This is a genomic window from Rhizobium sp. SG_E_25_P2, from assembly GCF_029892285.1.
Lineage (GTDB): Bacteria > Pseudomonadota > Alphaproteobacteria > Rhizobiales > Rhizobiaceae > Rhizobium_E.
Window position 1 is genome coordinate 221617 of the sequence record NZ_JARXVM010000004.1, and the last position, 14657, is coordinate 236273.

At 62.4% G+C, this 14657-nt stretch carries 14 protein-coding genes; 5 read left to right on the top strand and 9 right to left on the bottom strand.

Going from position 1 to position 14657, the window contains the following annotated elements:
• Positions 1 to 58: 58 nt before the first annotated feature.
• The 7 genes from M2360_RS08480 to M2360_RS08510 all read right to left on the bottom strand — a co-directional run bounded on the left by M2360_RS08480 (position 59) and on the right by M2360_RS08510 (position 7162).
• Positions 59 to 1099: a DUF3445 domain-containing protein gene (locus M2360_RS08480; protein ID WP_280774391.1), complete on the bottom strand. Its 1041-nt coding sequence runs from the start codon at positions 1097 to 1099 to the stop codon at positions 59 to 61.
• A gap of 29 nt (positions 1100 to 1128) precedes the next feature.
• On the bottom strand, positions 1129 to 2088 hold the full coding sequence (locus M2360_RS08485) for a PDR/VanB family oxidoreductase (protein ID WP_280774392.1): 960 nt from the start codon (positions 2086 to 2088) through the stop codon (positions 1129 to 1131).
• A complete protein-coding gene (locus M2360_RS08490) occupies positions 2085 to 2690 on the bottom strand; it encodes a dimethylamine monooxygenase subunit DmmA family protein (RefSeq protein ID WP_280774394.1) in 606 nt (201 codons plus the stop codon). The genes M2360_RS08485 and M2360_RS08490 overlap by 4 nt, the downstream gene beginning before the upstream one ends.
• 10 nt (positions 2691 to 2700) lie before the next feature.
• The gene (locus tag M2360_RS08495; RefSeq protein WP_280774396.1) at positions 2701 to 3834 is read right to left on the bottom strand and encodes an aminomethyltransferase family protein; all 1134 of its coding nucleotides are present in this window, start codon (positions 3832 to 3834) and stop codon (positions 2701 to 2703) included.
• Positions 3835 to 4037: 203 nt separating this feature from the next.
• Positions 4038 to 5564, bottom strand: coding sequence for a tripartite tricarboxylate transporter permease (locus tag M2360_RS08500; protein ID WP_280774398.1), 1527 nt, complete (start codon positions 5562 to 5564; stop codon positions 4038 to 4040).
• 27 nt (positions 5565 to 5591) lie between these two features.
• A complete protein-coding gene (locus M2360_RS08505) occupies positions 5592 to 6062 on the bottom strand; it encodes a tripartite tricarboxylate transporter TctB family protein (protein WP_280774399.1) in 471 nt (156 codons plus the stop codon).
• 125 nt (positions 6063 to 6187) lie between these two features.
• Complete coding sequence (locus M2360_RS08510) at positions 6188 to 7162, bottom strand: tripartite tricarboxylate transporter substrate-binding protein (RefSeq protein WP_280774401.1); 975 nt, start codon at positions 7160 to 7162, stop codon at positions 6188 to 6190.
• 243 nt (positions 7163 to 7405) lie between these two features.
• On the opposite strand from M2360_RS08510, the gene M2360_RS08515 reads away from it, so the two are divergent.
• The 3 genes from M2360_RS08515 to M2360_RS08525 are packed head-to-tail and all read left to right on the top strand — an operon-like array spanning position 7406 to position 10549.
• Positions 7406 to 8083, top strand: a complete 678-nt coding sequence (locus tag M2360_RS08515; protein WP_280774403.1) for a response regulator transcription factor — start codon at positions 7406 to 7408, stop codon at positions 8081 to 8083.
• The gene (locus tag M2360_RS08520; RefSeq protein WP_280774405.1) at positions 8070 to 9461 is read left to right on the top strand and encodes a sensor histidine kinase; all 1392 of its coding nucleotides are present in this window, start codon (positions 8070 to 8072) and stop codon (positions 9459 to 9461) included. Before M2360_RS08515 ends, M2360_RS08520 begins: the two co-directional genes overlap by 14 nt.
• Positions 9458 to 10549 (top strand): ABC transporter substrate-binding protein, encoded by a 1092-nt coding sequence (locus M2360_RS08525; protein WP_280774407.1) that lies wholly within the window; start codon positions 9458 to 9460, stop codon positions 10547 to 10549. The genes M2360_RS08520 and M2360_RS08525 overlap by 4 nt, the downstream gene beginning before the upstream one ends.
• Here the strand turns inward: M2360_RS08525 and M2360_RS08530 are convergent.
• Positions 10546 to 11025 carry a class I SAM-dependent methyltransferase gene (locus M2360_RS08530; RefSeq protein ID WP_280774409.1) on the bottom strand — a complete coding sequence of 160 codons (480 nt, stop codon included), beginning with the start codon at positions 11023 to 11025 and terminating at the stop codon, positions 10546 to 10548. The two genes, M2360_RS08525 and M2360_RS08530, sit on opposite strands and share 4 nt — an antisense overlap.
• Positions 11026 to 11149: 124 nt before the next feature.
• On the opposite strand from M2360_RS08530, the gene M2360_RS08535 reads away from it, so the two are divergent.
• The gene (locus M2360_RS08535) at positions 11150 to 12004 is read left to right on the top strand and encodes an FkbM family methyltransferase (protein ID WP_280774411.1); all 855 of its coding nucleotides are present in this window, start codon (positions 11150 to 11152) and stop codon (positions 12002 to 12004) included.
• 54 nt (positions 12005 to 12058) lie between these two features.
• Positions 12059 to 13216 carry a DUF3095 domain-containing protein gene (locus M2360_RS08540; protein ID WP_280774413.1) on the top strand — a complete coding sequence of 386 codons (1158 nt, stop codon included), beginning with the start codon at positions 12059 to 12061 and terminating at the stop codon, positions 13214 to 13216.
• Here M2360_RS08540 and M2360_RS08545 read toward each other — a convergent pair.
• A complete protein-coding gene (locus M2360_RS08545; RefSeq protein WP_280774415.1) occupies positions 13206 to 14573 on the bottom strand; it encodes a nucleotide sugar dehydrogenase in 1368 nt (455 codons plus the stop codon). The two genes, M2360_RS08540 and M2360_RS08545, sit on opposite strands and share 11 nt — an antisense overlap.
• Positions 14574 to 14657 lie beyond the last annotated feature (84 nt).

Consider the following 14657-nt stretch of genomic DNA (forward strand, 5'->3'; position numbering starts at 1 on the left):
TCCCCCCTCTTCTAGCATTGAGATATCGAAATCGTCGGCCATCCCAGGGGATGGTCGATCAGTCGGGAAAGATGCCGGGACTGGTCGGCGCGCCGTCATCATACCGGGACAGCCAGTCGATAGTCGTGTCGCGGAAGCGGGGCAGGCCTTTGTAATCGACGAGTTCGGGCGGCAGAGTCTTGAGCACGCGGTGGAAACGGCGCGCCCATTTCGGGACTGTCACCAGTTCCTCCATGTTCATGAGATAGCAGCGGATCACGAACAGGATGGCGTTGGAGCGCGGCAGCCGCCAGAGGCTCTGCAATTCGACCCGCAGATGCACCTTTTCGCCGACGTTCTCGGAGGTGACCGTCGTGCGGTCCTTGCCCCATTTGGGATAGTTTTCAGGGCTGGTGTCGAGCCGCGGATTGATCGTCATCGTCCAGTTGAAGCGGCGCGTCGGCTGTCCCTGCTGAAGATTAAGCAGGAATTTGAGCGCGCGTTCGAACACGCCGATCTGATGGGCGAGCGGCACCGGGCCATGCCATTCCATGAAATTCATGCCGATGTCGAAATCGAGCGACCAATCGGCCTGGGTGGTCACCATGCCGGCGTCCATCCAGAGATTGCCGTCACGCTGGTCGACAACGCAGATGTCGCCCTGGGTCTGGCGGGAGATGTATTCCAGCGGCTCATAGGGCAGGGTGGTGGGGTCGCCGAAGGTGAACGTGTCGTCGATGCCCAGGGGGCGATTGATCCAACGCCAGCGGTCGCCGTCCTTGGTCAGGGTGAAATGCTCGGGATAGCCGGCCGCCTGCTGCTCCATCAGGAGTTCGAGCGTATCCCATTGCGCCTGCATCATATGCGGCAGCGCCTGATAGCGCAGCGGGTCCTCTTTCAGCACCATCGCCCGGTCGGCCATTTCCGAGACATAATGTTCGTCGACGTCGATCAGGCTTTCGAACACGGTGCCCGCTCTGCCCTTCACATGCGGCTCCATATTGACCGAATACATGTAGCCGTCCTCGTGGAACGGGAAGGGAAAGCGCCGGATGTTTCCCGGACTGTTGCGATAGGTGAAGTCGTTGCGGAAAGTTTCCTGCTTGAAAACGATGGCCATGGATCGGGCCTCCTTGCGCTCGGGCGCCGTCAGAGATCGAGTTGCAGCCGCGTCCCCTCGAAACGGGAGACGCAGAGCATGATTTTCTTCCCAGACGCCTTTTCGGCATCGGTCAGGAACACGTCGTTGTGCATGATCACGCCGTTGCAGGCCGAGACTGATGTCTCGCATTGCCCGCAGGCTCCGCCGCGACAGAGATAGGGAGCGTCGACGCCCGCCGCCTCCAGCGCTTCCAGAATGCTCTCATGCGCGCCGACCGGCACTAAGACTCCGCTGCGCAGGAGATCCACCGAGAAGGGCTTGCCCGGCGGCGGCGCTAGGAAGCGTTCGGAATGAAGATTATGCGCCGGCCAGCCAGCCTCGAGACCGGCGGCGAGTACCGCGTCGATCATGCCGCCGGGACCGCAGACATAGAGATGCGAGCCGAGCGGCTGGCGGGCGAACAGCGCGTCGAGCGAGATCGCCGATCCCTCCTCATCCACATAGATCTTGACGCGATGGCCGTAGCGGGCGGTCAGATCCTGGCAATAGGCGCCCCGGCTGCGCGAGCGGACTGCGTAGTGAAGCTCAAAGGCAATGTTTTCGCGGTCGAACTGCGCCATCATCGCGAGGAAGGGCGTGATGCCAATGCCGCCGGCGACGAGGATATGCTTGCGGCCGCGCCAATCCGGCTGAAACAAGTTTACCGGCTGGCTGATCGTGAGCACATCGCCTTCATGAACCCGGTCATGCATGAAGATGGAGCCGCCACGTGATAGCGGCACACGCAATACGCTTATCTCATAGGCCGAGGTGTCGGCCGGATCCGACATCAGCGAATAGGCGTTGCGCCGGATGTGATCGTAATCGCGCATCGCCACTACGACATGGGCGCCGCCTGAAAAGACCGGCAAGGGCTTGCCTTCGACATGTTCGAAGCGGAAGCGCTTCACACCGTCGGCTACGGCTTCGACACGGGTCACGCGAACGGAAAGATCGGTCTTGCTCATAGGAACAGCGCCTCCGGTTCCGGCCTGACGCCCGGTTCCTCGGCGTCGATGCAGACGCCCTGGAACGCGCCGAGCCGTCGCGAATAGTGATCGCGGACGAGGAGAGACAGGCCGCAATGGCTGCAGGTGAAGGGCGTCGTGGCGACGTCCTCGGTGACGCCCTTGCAATGGACGCATTGAACGCGGCGGGCGAGCGAGCCGCGATGTTCGGTGGGAATGGTGGAATAGTCCATGCCCTGGTCGAGCGCGACCTGCATCGCCTTGCCGATGAAGCCTTCCGTGCCGGAAATGTAGAGCCGTGTTCCCATGTGAGCGACGGCCAGCATGGCTTTCAGCCGGAACAGCAACGTCTCGACCGTCGGCGCCGTCCAGGCGACATCGGCGCCGAGCGCCGAGAGCGCCTCGACATGTCCCTCGCCGGCGGAGCCCCGGGCGACATAGAGGATTTCCGTTGACGCCAGGATCGCCGGCGTCAGGCTGGGTTCTTGCTCCAGAAGAGCGCGGGCGCCTTCACCTTCGAGGACGAAGATATGTCGGCGCGCGCGAGGGTCCGCCGCGATCCCGTGATAGACAGGGCGGCTCTTGATGCCTTCAACCAACATGACGCGATCCTCAGCCGATCGCCGTGCGCTTTTTCTTCTCGGGATCGTCGAAGGGCAGTTGATGCGCGATCGCCTTTGCCTGCATCCCCTTGCCTTTGACTTCGAGCGGCGTGCCGTGGACCGCCTTGTCGACGTCGAGACGGGCGATCGCCATGCTCTTGTTGGTGAGCGTCGAATAGCTCGGGCAGGTGATGACGCCGACCTTTTTGCCATCGGCCCAGACCTCGTCGCCGAGATCGGCGGGGCCATCGGCCTCGATCAGCATGCCGTAGATCTTGAAGCGTTCCTTGCCCTCGAGGCGGGCATGTTCCTCCGCGCCGCGGAAGCCGGTCTTGCCGGGGCTGACGACGAAATCGAGGCCGAGTTCCCACAGGCTGTCGCCGGGCTGCTCATTGGCGAAGGGATACATCTGCGAATTGTCATAGGGATAGAACAGCAGGTAGCTTTCGACGCGCAGCATGTCGAGCACGCTGAAGCAGCAGGGGATGATGCCCATATCCGCGCCTTCGGCGAGGATCGTATCCCATACTTTGCCCGCATCCTGGCCGCGCACGAAGATTTCGTAGCCGCGTTCGCCGGTATAACCGGTGCGGGAAATCATCACCGGCGCGCCGAACAACGTCGTCTGCATGTGATGGAAATATTTGAGATCGCGAATGCCCGGCACGTGCTTGGCGAGGAAATCCACCGCCAGCGGCCCTTGGAGCGAGAGATCGTGAAGATCGTCATCGAACAGGACGGCGCAGTTGCGGCCTGCGGCCTGCTTGTTGATTTCCTCATGCGCCGAGCCGGAACCATGCACGAGCATCCAGGAATTGGGGCCGGTGCGATAGACGATGCAGTCATCGGTGAAATGGCCGCGCTCGTTGAGCATGGCGGCATAGACGGAGCGGCCGGGATAGATCTTTCCCATATCGCGCGTGGTGATATAGTCGAGCACGGCAATGGCGTGCGGGCCGACCAGATGGACCTTCTTGAGGCCCGAGACATCCATCAGACCCGCCTTGGTGCGGATCGCCACATGTTCGGCGTAGATGTCCTTGTCATAGGTCCAGGCCGTGCCCATGCCGCTCCAGTCTTCGAGCTTGGAGCCGAGCGCGCGATGTCGTTCTGCGAGCGCGGAGAAGCGCCAGGAAAGAGTCATTGTAGTTCCCCATGCTTGACCACACTTTACTGTGCGGAATAATTATTTCCTCACTATAGAACGAAAATGGCCGGTGGCAAGCACCTATCGCGGCAAAATCGACCAAGGTCGCATAGGAGGCTGGGGAGTTTGTCGGGGACTCAAAAAAAGACCGGGCCACTCCATGCGGCCCGGTCCGTAAGATGTGGGGACGAATTGAAACCCTACTGGGCGGCGGCCGAAGCTGCGGCCGCTGCGGCGTTGAGTCTGCGTTTGGCGCGCCGCGACAGGAACACCGGCAGGATCGCGACAAGAGCTGCAAGGCACCAGAGCACGATGGAGATGGTGCTTTCGAACAGGATCGACATGTCGCCGCCGCTGATCGCCAGCGCATTGCGCAGGTTGACTTCCATCACCCGTCCGAGAACGAAGCCGAGAATGATCGGCGCCATATCGAAGCCGGCCTTTCTCAGCAGCCAGCCCGCCATGCCAATGGCCAGCATCAGATAGATCGAGAAGACCGAGGCATGCGTGGAATAGACGCCGACGATGGAGAGAACCAGGATGCCAGGCACCAGGATCCAGTTCGGCATGGTCAGCACGCGGGCGAAGATGTTGACCAGCGGCAGGTTGAGCGCAAGCAGGATGAAGTTGCCGACGAACAGCGAGGCGACGAGGCCGCCGACGATTTCGGGACGCTCGACCATCAGCATCGGGCCCGGCTGGATATTGTAGAGCATCAGCGCGCCGAGCATGACGGCGGTGGTGCCGGAACCTGGCACGCCGAGCGTGAGCATCGGCACGAAGGCGCCGCAGGCCGTGGCGTTATTGGCGGCTTCGGGGGCGGCGAGGCCACGCACATCGCCTTTGCCGAAGGTGCCTTCGGTGTCGGAAATGCGCTTTTCCGTGGTGTAGGAGACTGCGCTCGACACGGAAGCTCCAGTGCCCGGCAGCACGCCGACGATGAAGCCGATGACCGAGCCGCGCAGCGTGGCGCCCGTGCATTTGACGATGTCGCTCATCCGCGCGGTCATCCGGCCGAGTTCGCGGATCACGGTCATGCCGCGGCCCTGATGCTCGAGAATGATCAGCGCTTCGGATATCGAGAACAGGCCGATGACCAGCACCACGAATTCGATGCCGTCGCCCAGTTCCGGCTCGTTGAAGGTGAAGCGATAGGCGCCGGAGGTTGCGTCCAGACCAACGGTCGCCAGCATCAGGCCGAGCACGCAGCCGATCAGCGTCTTGGCGGGCGCGCTGCCGACCATCGAACCAAGGGTCGCAAAGGCAAAAACCATCAGCACGAAATACTCAGCCGGGCCAAAGCCGATTGCAAGCCCCGACAGGAGCGGCGCGAAGAAAGCCAGCCCGATCGTGCCCGCAATGCCGCCGACAAAAGAGGCGAGGCCTGATAGCGCGAGCGCCTCGCCGGCGCGACCCTGCTTGGCCATGGGGTAGCCGTCCATCGCCGTCATCACTGCGCCGGCGTCGCCGGGAACGTTGAGCAGGATGGAGGAGATGCGGCCGCCATATTCGGCGCCGCAATAGATGGCGGCGAGCAGGATCATCGTGCTCTCAGCCGGAAGGCCCATCGTATAGGCGATGGGGAGCAGAAGTGCGATGCCGTTGATCGGGCCTATGGCGGGCAGGGCGCCGACCATAGTGCCGATGAAGCAGCCGACGAGGCCGATGATGAGGTTTTGCCAGGTCAACGCGACAGCGAAGCCTTGCCAGAGATAATCGAAATTCATGGCGAATGTCCTTTCAGGTCGGCTCGCTCAGCCGAACAACATGCCGGCGGGCAGATAGACTTCGAGGAGATAGGAGAAGATGAACCACCAGAGCGCCGCATGCCCGATGGCGCCGATCAGCGCGAGTTTCAGCGGCGCGCCGAAAATATAGCCGGTTCCAAGCGTCAGCACGAAGATCGAGGCGGCGAAGCCCGCGGGTTCGAACAGCGCGATCGAAATCACGGTCAGCACAGGAATGGCGAGCACCTTGACCAGCAGCGGACCGGTTGGGAAGCCTTCGCAGGCGCCGGGTTTCAGAAAGTAGAACACCGAAAGACCTGCGAGCACGATTGCTAGAGCCACCGGGAAAACGCGCGGCCCTAACGGATCGGAGGCGAAGGCGTATTCGATCACGCTGCCGCCGAGGCCGTAGACCAGAGCCAGAGCGATGAGAATGAGGGCTGCGATGCGGCCGGTGAGGCGCGTGGCGCGCGCGGAAGGTTGGTGGGAGTCCGGCATCGGCTCGCTCCAGTTTGGTTAGAGAAACTCTTTTTGTTGAAACGGATCGCCTGGCGATCCTGATCTCCTCCTTGCCCCGGCCGACCTGTGGGCGCCCCAGGCTCGGGAGGAGGAGAGGGGCTCGATTACATGCCGGCTTCCTTGGCGAGGATCTTGAAGCGGGCGACGTCGGACTTCACGCGATCCTCGAAATCCTTCCCGAGCAGGGTGAATTCGAACAGGCCGCGTTCTTGGCGCTCCTTGGCGAATTCCGGCGTCTTGGAAGCGGTTTCAAACGCCTTCACCCACCAGTCGTAATCCGCCTGGGAAACGTCCTTGCCGACGTAGTAGCCGCGCCAGACCGGCCAATCGATATCGAAACCCTGTTCCTTGGCGGTCGGCACGCCGGCGAGTTCGCCCGGCAGACGTTCGGACGACATCACCGCGAGGATACGGACTTTGCCCGCGACATGGTGCTTGACCATTTCGGCAGCGTCGCCGGAGCCGACCTTGACATGGCCGCCTTCGAGCGCGGTCAGCACTGCGCCGCCGCCTTCGAGCGCGACATAGCGCATGGTCTTCGGATCCTGGCCGGCGGCCTTGGCGAGCAGCGAGCCCTTCATCCAATCCTGCGAGCCAACGGCGCCGCCGCCGGCGATGGCGAAGGCGGTCGGATCGGCCTTGTAGGCTTCGACAAGTTCGCCCAGCGTCTTGTAAGGCGCATCTGCGGCGACCACGAGCACGCCGTAATCGGCGCCGAGCGCGCCGAGCCAGCGCACGGCCGTTTCGTCATATTTGCCGAACTTGCCCTGCGCGATCAGCAGCGCGGAGCCCGAAGAAGCTGCGGTGATCAGACTGCCGTCATGAGCGCGCTTGCCGATGACGTGATTATAGGCCACAGCGCCCACGCCGCCTTCCATATAGGTCACAGCCATGGGCTTGGAGATCTGCTTGGTGGCGAGCAGAGAATTGGCGGCGAGGCGGCACGTCAGGTCGAAGCCGCCGCCGGGCTTTGCGCCGGCCAGGCATTCGGGCTTGGCAGGTTCTGCAAAAGCGGTTGATGCGGCGCCGAGTGCGGCGAGGCTGGCTCCGACGAAAGCGGCGGCGAAAAATCTCTTCATCATGTCTCTCCCAATGGCGTGATCTCCGGGAGAAGGCGCGCAAAGACAGGCCCTGTTCGAACCGTCTTTCACAGCGATTTTGATGGTGCTCCTCCCCGGAGCGGCTCCTCCTCTCGGAGCCGATAACGATCCATTAACCCGCAAACCTGTCACCTTGCTGTCATGGCGCCGCAGCATGGAAATGCCGCGTATGGAGCGTTTCAGGCGGCTTGATCGCGCCTTGCGACCGTGACAGCATAGACCATGCGCATTCTCTTGGTTGAAGACACACATGACGTCGGCGAGGCCATCTGCAGCCGTTTCCAATCGACCGGTCATACCGTCGACTGGCAGACCGACGGCGCGGCGGCGGCCGACATTCTCGACTTTACCGATTACGACCTGGTGATTCTGGATGTCATGCTGCCGGGCATGGACGGCTTCTCCATCCTGCGCCGCCTTCGCAAGGACAAGAGCAGCGTGCCGGTGCTGGTGCTGACCGCTCGCTCCGAGATCGACGATCGGGTGAGCGCGCTGGATCTCGGAGCCGATGACTATCTGGTCAAGCCCTTCGATTTCCGGGAGCTCGAGGCGCGGGCGCGTGTGTTGCTGAGGCGGCGCAGCGGCGGCGAAGCCACCAACATCATCATGTGCGGGGATGTCAGTCTTGATCGCACGAATCGGAGCGTCAAGGTGGGAAAGCGGGAGGTTCAGCTCAAGCGCCGCGAAATGACGCTGCTCGAAGTGCTGGCGTCACGGCCTGGCAAGATCTTCAGCAAGGAGGAACTGCTCGACCGCCTGTTCGGATTCGAAGAGGCGGCTGGCCCGAACGCCATCGAGCTCTATGTCGGCCGGTTGCGCAAGAAGCTCGAAGGCGCGAGCGCCCGCATCGTCACCCAGCGCGGGGTCGGCTATCAGCTGGTGTCCGATGACCCTGCTTAAGGATTCTCTCTTTTCCCGCCTGATGACGCGTGTCGCCGCCATATTGGCGCTGGGCGCCGCGGCACTCGTCACTGCAGCCTGGTTTTATGCCCGCGCGGCCGCCGACGACGCCTATGACCGGTTGCTGCTGGGCGCCGCCTTCCAGATGTCCGATAGTTTGATCATCACCGAGGGTCAGTTGAATTTCGAATTGCCGCCCTCGGCTTTTGATCTTCTCGGTCTCGCCCAGCGCGACCGCATCTTCTATCGGGTCATCGATCCCCAGGGGCTGACCCTGACCGGTTACCCCGATCTGACCACGCGGGCCGGTCTCGACGAAAGCCGCGCAAGGCCACGTCTTGAAAATGGCGACTATCGTGGCGCTTCGGTCAGGATCGTCACCGTCGCTCGCGCCTTGACGCAAGCTTCAGGCCCAGGCTGGACCTATGTGATGGTCGCCCAGACGACGGAGGCCCGCCAATCGCTCGCCGCAGAACTTACCTGGCGGGCGGTGATTCTGGTGGGCGCCATGAGCGGACTTGCGCTTGTCGGCTCGGCCTTCGCCGTTCGGTTCTCGCTGAAGCCGGTCGCCGATCTCGGCGAAGCGATCGAGAAACGCGACCCTCAGGACTTTACGCCGATCGGAACCGCCGCGCCGCGCGAACTCCTGCCTTTCGTGGATGCGATCAACCACTTCATTCGCCGGCTCGATGAACGGATCAAGCTGTTGCAGCGTTATGTGGCCGACAGCGCCCACCAGATCCGCACGCCGCTCACGGCCCTGTCGGCGCAGGTCAGCCTGATCAACGAAGACAGTCTGGCGCCCGACGATCGCCGGCATCTGGAGCGGGTGCGCAATCGGACGGCGGAGCTCGCGCGCTTCACCAACCAACTCCTCAATCATGCCATGGTCATCCACCGCTTCGATTCTGCGCAATTGGTCGCCCTATCGCTGAATGATGCGGCGCGGACGGCTTTTCGGGCGGCGATCCCGATCACGGTCGATCCGGATCTAGTGGTGTCTTTCGAACCGGCGGAAGGCGATCCGGTGGTGGTGGGCGACATGCTGAGCCTGCGCGAGGCGATTGTGAATGTCATCGACAATGCGTTGCGCCACGGCGCCCGCAACCGGCTCGATGTTCGGGTCGAGAACGTGGAGGACCGGGCGCGGGTGGTCGTTGAAGATGACGGGCCTGGCATTCCCGTTTCCGAATGGGAGAATGTCACCCAGCGGTTCTTTTCCTCGCGCACCGAGGGGCCTGCCTCCGGTCTGGGCTTCGCCATCGCCGCCGAGGTCGCCAATGCGCTCGGCGGCGCGATCGGTTTTCAGGAAAAGTCGCCAGAAGCGCCATTTGCGGTGTTTCTCGATCTGCCGCTTGCAAAGGAGCAATCGACATGATGGTCCCGCGCAAGGCGTTGGCGGGGCTCGCCGCATTGCTGATGGCAACCCCGGCCGCCGCCATAGAAGGCCAGCGCGCCGTCTTTCCGGCGCTCTCCGGCCAAGAAAGCGCCCGCCTGATCATTCATGCCGCCACCGATCTCGAAGCGATGCGGCCGCTGATCCTGGACTTTCAGGACACCGCGCCCGACCTCGCTGTCGATGTGACCGACTATGTCACCAACGACCTGTTCCGCGAGGCGCAATTGGCCTGTTCGGACAAGGCCGGGAGCGGCGATATCCTGCTGTCGTCCTCGGTCGATCAGCTGGTGCGGCTGGCCAATGACGGCTGTGCCCAGCCGCACAAGCCGCTCCCGACTTCGCGGATCAAGGAATGGGCCAACTGGCGCGACGAGGTGTTCGGCTTCACTTTCGAACCGGTGGTTTTCGTCTATGATCGATCTCGCGTGCCCGCAGAAGATGTGCCGGATAGTCATGAGGCTCTCGCCGACCTCCTGCGCCGCAACCCGCTGCGCTATCACGGACGTATCGGCACCTATGACATTGAGGCCTCGGGCGTCGGCTATCTCCTGGCCTTCAACGATTCGCGCCAGGCGCCGACCACTTATGGACGTCTTATCGAAAGCGTTAGCCGCGCGGCCCCTGTCATCCGCTGCTGCAACAACGAGGTGCTCGGCGAGATCTCGAATGGCGGTGTCCGCATCGCCTATAATGTTCTGGGTTCTTATGCCTATGCTGCGGCGCGCCTCAATCCCAATCTCGGCATTGTCGTTCCGCGCGACTACACGTTGATCCTGTCGCGTGGCGCGATGATCCCGAAAGCAGCGACAAATCCCGCGCTGGGGCAACGCTTTCTCGACTATCTGCTGTCCGAGAGGGGCCGCGCCGTGGCGCGGGAGAAATCATTCTTCTTTGCCGAGGACAGGCCTATGCCGCCGGGTGTCGACGGACCGGATGACTTGATGACGTCAGGGGTGGGGCGGCCGATCCGCATCGGCCCGTCGCTGCTGGCGGCCCAGGACGACATTCAGCGTCGTCACTTCATCGGCGACTGGAAACGCCTGATCCGCAATGACGTCAAGCGTTAGAGTCGACGATAGAGAAAATAACGGCCTTCCGGCACGCCTTCTGGCTGTGGGAACGGCGCGAAGGCGGCGTGTTCAAGTGGCAGGCCGCTGACGGCGATGCCGCCGCTAGCGAGCGCTGCGGCCATGGCGTTGGGCAGCCATGTGAGCGTAACCGCGTCGCGATCGGGATGGCCGGTTCCGATATCGGCATGCACGAGCGCTGCCTGCCCGTTGAGATAGGGTGCGATCGTCTCCTGAATTTCTCCGACCACCATATCTGCGTCGTCAGGCCGGGAAATCTGGCCGCGCCGCTCGTCGCGATCAAAGGCGACGATGCGCCTGCCGGGAAACAATTCGCGCAGATGATCATAGGTTCGGCCATTGCCCAACCCGAGCTCCAGAACATCCCCCTCCAGACGCCGCGCATCCTCGGCGATCGCGTTCAAAATGTCGCGCTGCGCGAGAAGACGACGGATGAAACTGTCCAGGCGGCTCATGTTGCGTGTCCCCGATCACTGTTTTGTGATCCTCTATAGTCCGGCGACGGCATTGTCGACGCCCGGCTGGAAGCGGGACGCGTTTCACGCTAGGGAACAGACAAAAAATCAGAGGTGAGCAGGTTTGAACGGCTGGAAAAAACTTTGGGCCAAGACCAGGGATCGATGGGCGACGCGCTTCTTTGATACGTCGACGGGCCGGCGGCTGCTCATTCACGGTATCGGACCGCGCGCCATTTCCATGACCGTCGATTGCGGCGATCATGTCATGACCTTCTCGCCCAGTGACTATATCGGCCGCAAGATCTTCCGGAAGGGCCATTACGACCGCGATCATGTCGCCAGACTGATGGAGATCCTGGCTGACGAGGGCGTGAAGACGGTTGATGGCGTGTTGCTGGAACTCGGCGGCAATATCGGCACGCATACGGTCTATTTCGCGCTCGAAAAGCAGTTTTTCCGCATTGTGACGGTCGAGCCCGATCCTCGCAATTTCGCGCTTCTCTCACTGAATGTCGCTCAAAACCGTCTCGCGGGGGATGTCACCGCACTGAATTGCGCGGCCGGCGAACGGGCTGGAATCCTCGATTTCTTTCAGAATCCCGACAATCACGGGCGCAGCGGCATGATCCGGCGCAGCGCCAAGGACGTCCAGATCTCCGTGCCCGTAAAACCGGTGATCGACCTGCTGGCGGAAGCGGGCATTCCCGAACAAGACGTCGTGCTGGTCTGGGCGGATATCGAGGGGTTCGAACCCGTGGCGTTTCGCAGCATGGAGCCGCTTCTCCGGCGCCGGGTCCCGATCCATACAGAATTCACACCGGAGCTTTATGGCCCGGAGGAGAGCGCCCGGTTTCGCGATTGGCTCGGTGAGTTCTATGAAGATTGCTGGGTGTTCATCGACGACGGTCGCCAGCGGATGAAAGTCATGGACATTCCGATCAGCGAGCGGCAGTTCGACCTGCTGCTGTTGCCATAAACAACGCCACCAAACTGTCATCGCGTTGCCGCAGCCGCCGTGCTAGGCTTGGCAATGCCCTTGAAACTCACCGATCCGTTCTACGACAATGTTCCCGTTTTCACGCAGTTTTCCGGCGTGATCGACCTCGATAACTACCGGCCTTTGCCTGATGATTGGTGGCTTGCCACCGGAGACATCGTCGACTCCACCGGAGCCATCGCGGCGGGCGCTTACAAATCTGTGAATATGGCGGGCGCCGCGCTGATATCCGGCGTGCTCAATACGCTTGGTCATCAGGATCTGCCCTTCGTGTTCGGCGGCGACGGCGCGCTCGTGGCGTTGCCGGCGTCAGGTCATGATCAGGCGCGCCAGGCGTTGGCAGCACTTCGGACCTGGGCCAAGGAAGCGATGGGGCTTGAAATGCGCGCAGCGCTCGTGCCGATGCGCGATGTCCGAGACGCCGGCCTTGATGTCCGCGTCGCGCGCTTTCGCGTTTCCGACCACGCGTCTTACGCGATGTTCGCCGGCGGCGGCGCGAGTTGGGCGGAAGCCCGGATGAAGAACAATGAATATGCCGTCGAGCCCGCGCCGTCCGGCGCCGCGCCGGATCTCGATGGACTGTCCTGTCGCTGGAGCCCGATCCCGGCTCGCCATGGCGCGATCGTGTCGATCATCGCCGTCCCTGGACCCGCCGATGATATGCCGGCCTTCGCCCGCTTGATCGAGGCGATCGTGGCGGTCACCGGCGGCGAGGAGCGGGGCGGCCATCCCGTACCAGCCGAAGGACCGGAACCCAAGGCTTCCGGCAGCGGCGTGCTCATCGAAGGGCGCGCCGGGCCGCGAACTGGCAGAGTGAAACGTTACCTGAAGGCCTTGGCCGCCACCATTCTCGCCTTCTCGCTGATCAGGCTGAAAATCAGGATGGGACGTTTCGATCCCGTCGCGTATCGCCGCGACGTGGCCGATAACAGCGATTTCCGCAAATTCGACGACGGTCTGAAGATGACCGTTGATATCGACGCCGCCCGTCTTGCGGACATCGAGACGTTGTTGCGGGATGCGTCCGCCAAGGGAGTGTGCCGCTATGGCGTCAGCAAGCAGGATGCGGCGCTGATGACCTGTTTCGTGTTGACCGCGCTTGAGCGCGACCACATTCATTTCATCGATGGCGCGGCGGGCGGCTACGCCCGCGCCGCCGAGCATCTGAAAGCGTCGGCGCTTACGCCTTGACGATGTGCCCGGCGGCAATTCCGAGCCGACCGAAGACGTTGCGGGTGTCGACGATCAGCGGCGCCCATTCGGCAATCGCTTTGTAATCGACGTTGTCATGGTCCGTCGCCAAGAGCACCGCATCGAAACTGCGGACGATGTCTTCCGTTAGCGGCGTCGAGGTGCGACCCTTGAAGCAGAGATATTCGCGCGTGGCGGGAATGGCTGCGACATGCGGATCATGGAAGGCGGTTTCGCCGCCACGCGCCTCAATCAGTTCGATCAGCTTCAACGAAGGGCTTTCGCGGATATCGGGCACGTTCTTCTTGTAGGCGAGGCCGAGCACCAGCACACGGCAACGGCTCAGCGCGCGGCCAAGTTTCATGTCCAAGGCTTCGGCCAGACGATCCACGACATAGCGCGGCATGGAGGAATTGATCTCGCCGGCGAGTTCGATGAAGCGGGTGGGAAGCTCATATTCATGCGACTTCCAGGTGAGATAGAACGGGTCGATGGGGATGCAATGCCCGCCAAGGCCCGGACCGGGATAGAAGGGCATATAGCCGAAGGGTTTTGTCTTGGCCGCATCCACCACTTCCCAGATATCGATGCCCATGGCGTCGTAGACGACCTTGAGTTCGTTCACCAGCGCGATGTTGACGGCGCGAAATACGTTTTCGGTGATCTTGACCGCTTCGGCCGCCGCCGTGGACGAGACCGGCACCACCTTCTCCACCACCGCGCCATAGAAGGCCTGCATCAGGTCTGACGCCTCGGCGCCGTCGCCAGCGACGATTTTCGGGATGCTCGCGGTGCGGAAATTGCGGTTGCCGGGATCCTCGCGTTCCGGCGAGAAGCCGAGGAAGAAATCGCCTGCGGATTTCAGGCCGGCTTTTTCGAGGATCGGCCGCACCACCTCATCGGTGGTTCCGGGATAGGTGGTCGATTCGAGAACGATCATCTGTCCCTTGCGTAATGTCGCGGCGATCGCTTCGGTCGTCTTGACGATATAGGAGAGATCCGGGGCGCGATGCTTGGTGAGTGGCGTTGGCACACAGATGACGATGACGTCGCACGCTCCGAGGCGCGCAAAATCCGTGGTTGCCGCAAACGCGCCCGAAGAGACGTGGACGGAAAGCGTCTCGTCCGCCACCGCCTCGATATAGGAGGAGCCGGCTTCAATCCGCACGATCTTGTCCGCGTCGATGTCGAAGCCGGTGACGCCGAAACCGCCATTGGCGATGGCCATGGCTAGGGGCAGGCCGACATAGCCAAGGCCGATCACGCCGACCATGGCGGATTTCGAGGCGATCTTCTCGGACAGGGCGGAAAAGGAGGACACGGTTTCGGGCAAGACGGCTCTCTTGGTCTGATGCATTGTCGCCTTATAGAGGCCTGGCGGCGGGGAGTGTCAAGCAAGAGGGGGAAACACAGCTTCGTGAAGGCTATGGGCTCGGGGACC

Excerpts from the sequence above, each read along its gene's own strand:
- M2360_RS08530 (WP_280774409.1), bottom strand. The coding sequence starts at position 11,025 with ATGAGCCGCCTGGACAGTTTCATCCGTCGTCTTCTCGCGCAGCGCGAC.
- M2360_RS08540 (WP_280774413.1), top strand. The coding sequence starts at position 12,059 with ATGCCCTTGAAACTCACCGATCCGTTCTACGACAATGTTCCCGTTTTC.
- M2360_RS08490 (WP_280774394.1), bottom strand. The coding sequence starts at position 2,690 with ATGTTGGTTGAAGGCATCAAGAGCCGCCCTGTCTATCACGGGATCGCG.
- M2360_RS08480 (WP_280774391.1), bottom strand. The coding sequence starts at position 1,099 with ATGGCCATCGTTTTCAAGCAGGAAACTTTCCGCAACGACTTCACCTAT.
- M2360_RS08515 (WP_280774403.1), top strand. The coding sequence starts at position 7,406 with ATGCGCATTCTCTTGGTTGAAGACACACATGACGTCGGCGAGGCCATC.
- M2360_RS08500 (WP_280774398.1), bottom strand. The coding sequence starts at position 5,564 with ATGAATTTCGATTATCTCTGGCAAGGCTTCGCTGTCGCGTTGACCTGG.
- M2360_RS08510 (WP_280774401.1), bottom strand. The coding sequence starts at position 7,162 with ATGAAGAGATTTTTCGCCGCCGCTTTCGTCGGAGCCAGCCTCGCCGCA.
- M2360_RS08525 (WP_280774407.1), top strand. The coding sequence starts at position 9,458 with ATGATGGTCCCGCGCAAGGCGTTGGCGGGGCTCGCCGCATTGCTGATG.
- M2360_RS08520 (WP_280774405.1), top strand. The coding sequence starts at position 8,070 with ATGACCCTGCTTAAGGATTCTCTCTTTTCCCGCCTGATGACGCGTGTC.
- M2360_RS08485 (WP_280774392.1), bottom strand. The coding sequence starts at position 2,088 with ATGAGCAAGACCGATCTTTCCGTTCGCGTGACCCGTGTCGAAGCCGTA.
- M2360_RS08545 (WP_280774415.1), bottom strand. The coding sequence starts at position 14,573 with ATGCATCAGACCAAGAGAGCCGTCTTGCCCGAAACCGTGTCCTCCTTT.
- M2360_RS08505 (WP_280774399.1), bottom strand. The coding sequence starts at position 6,062 with ATGCCGGACTCCCACCAACCTTCCGCGCGCGCCACGCGCCTCACCGGC.
- M2360_RS08495 (WP_280774396.1), bottom strand. The coding sequence starts at position 3,834 with ATGACTCTTTCCTGGCGCTTCTCCGCGCTCGCAGAACGACATCGCGCG.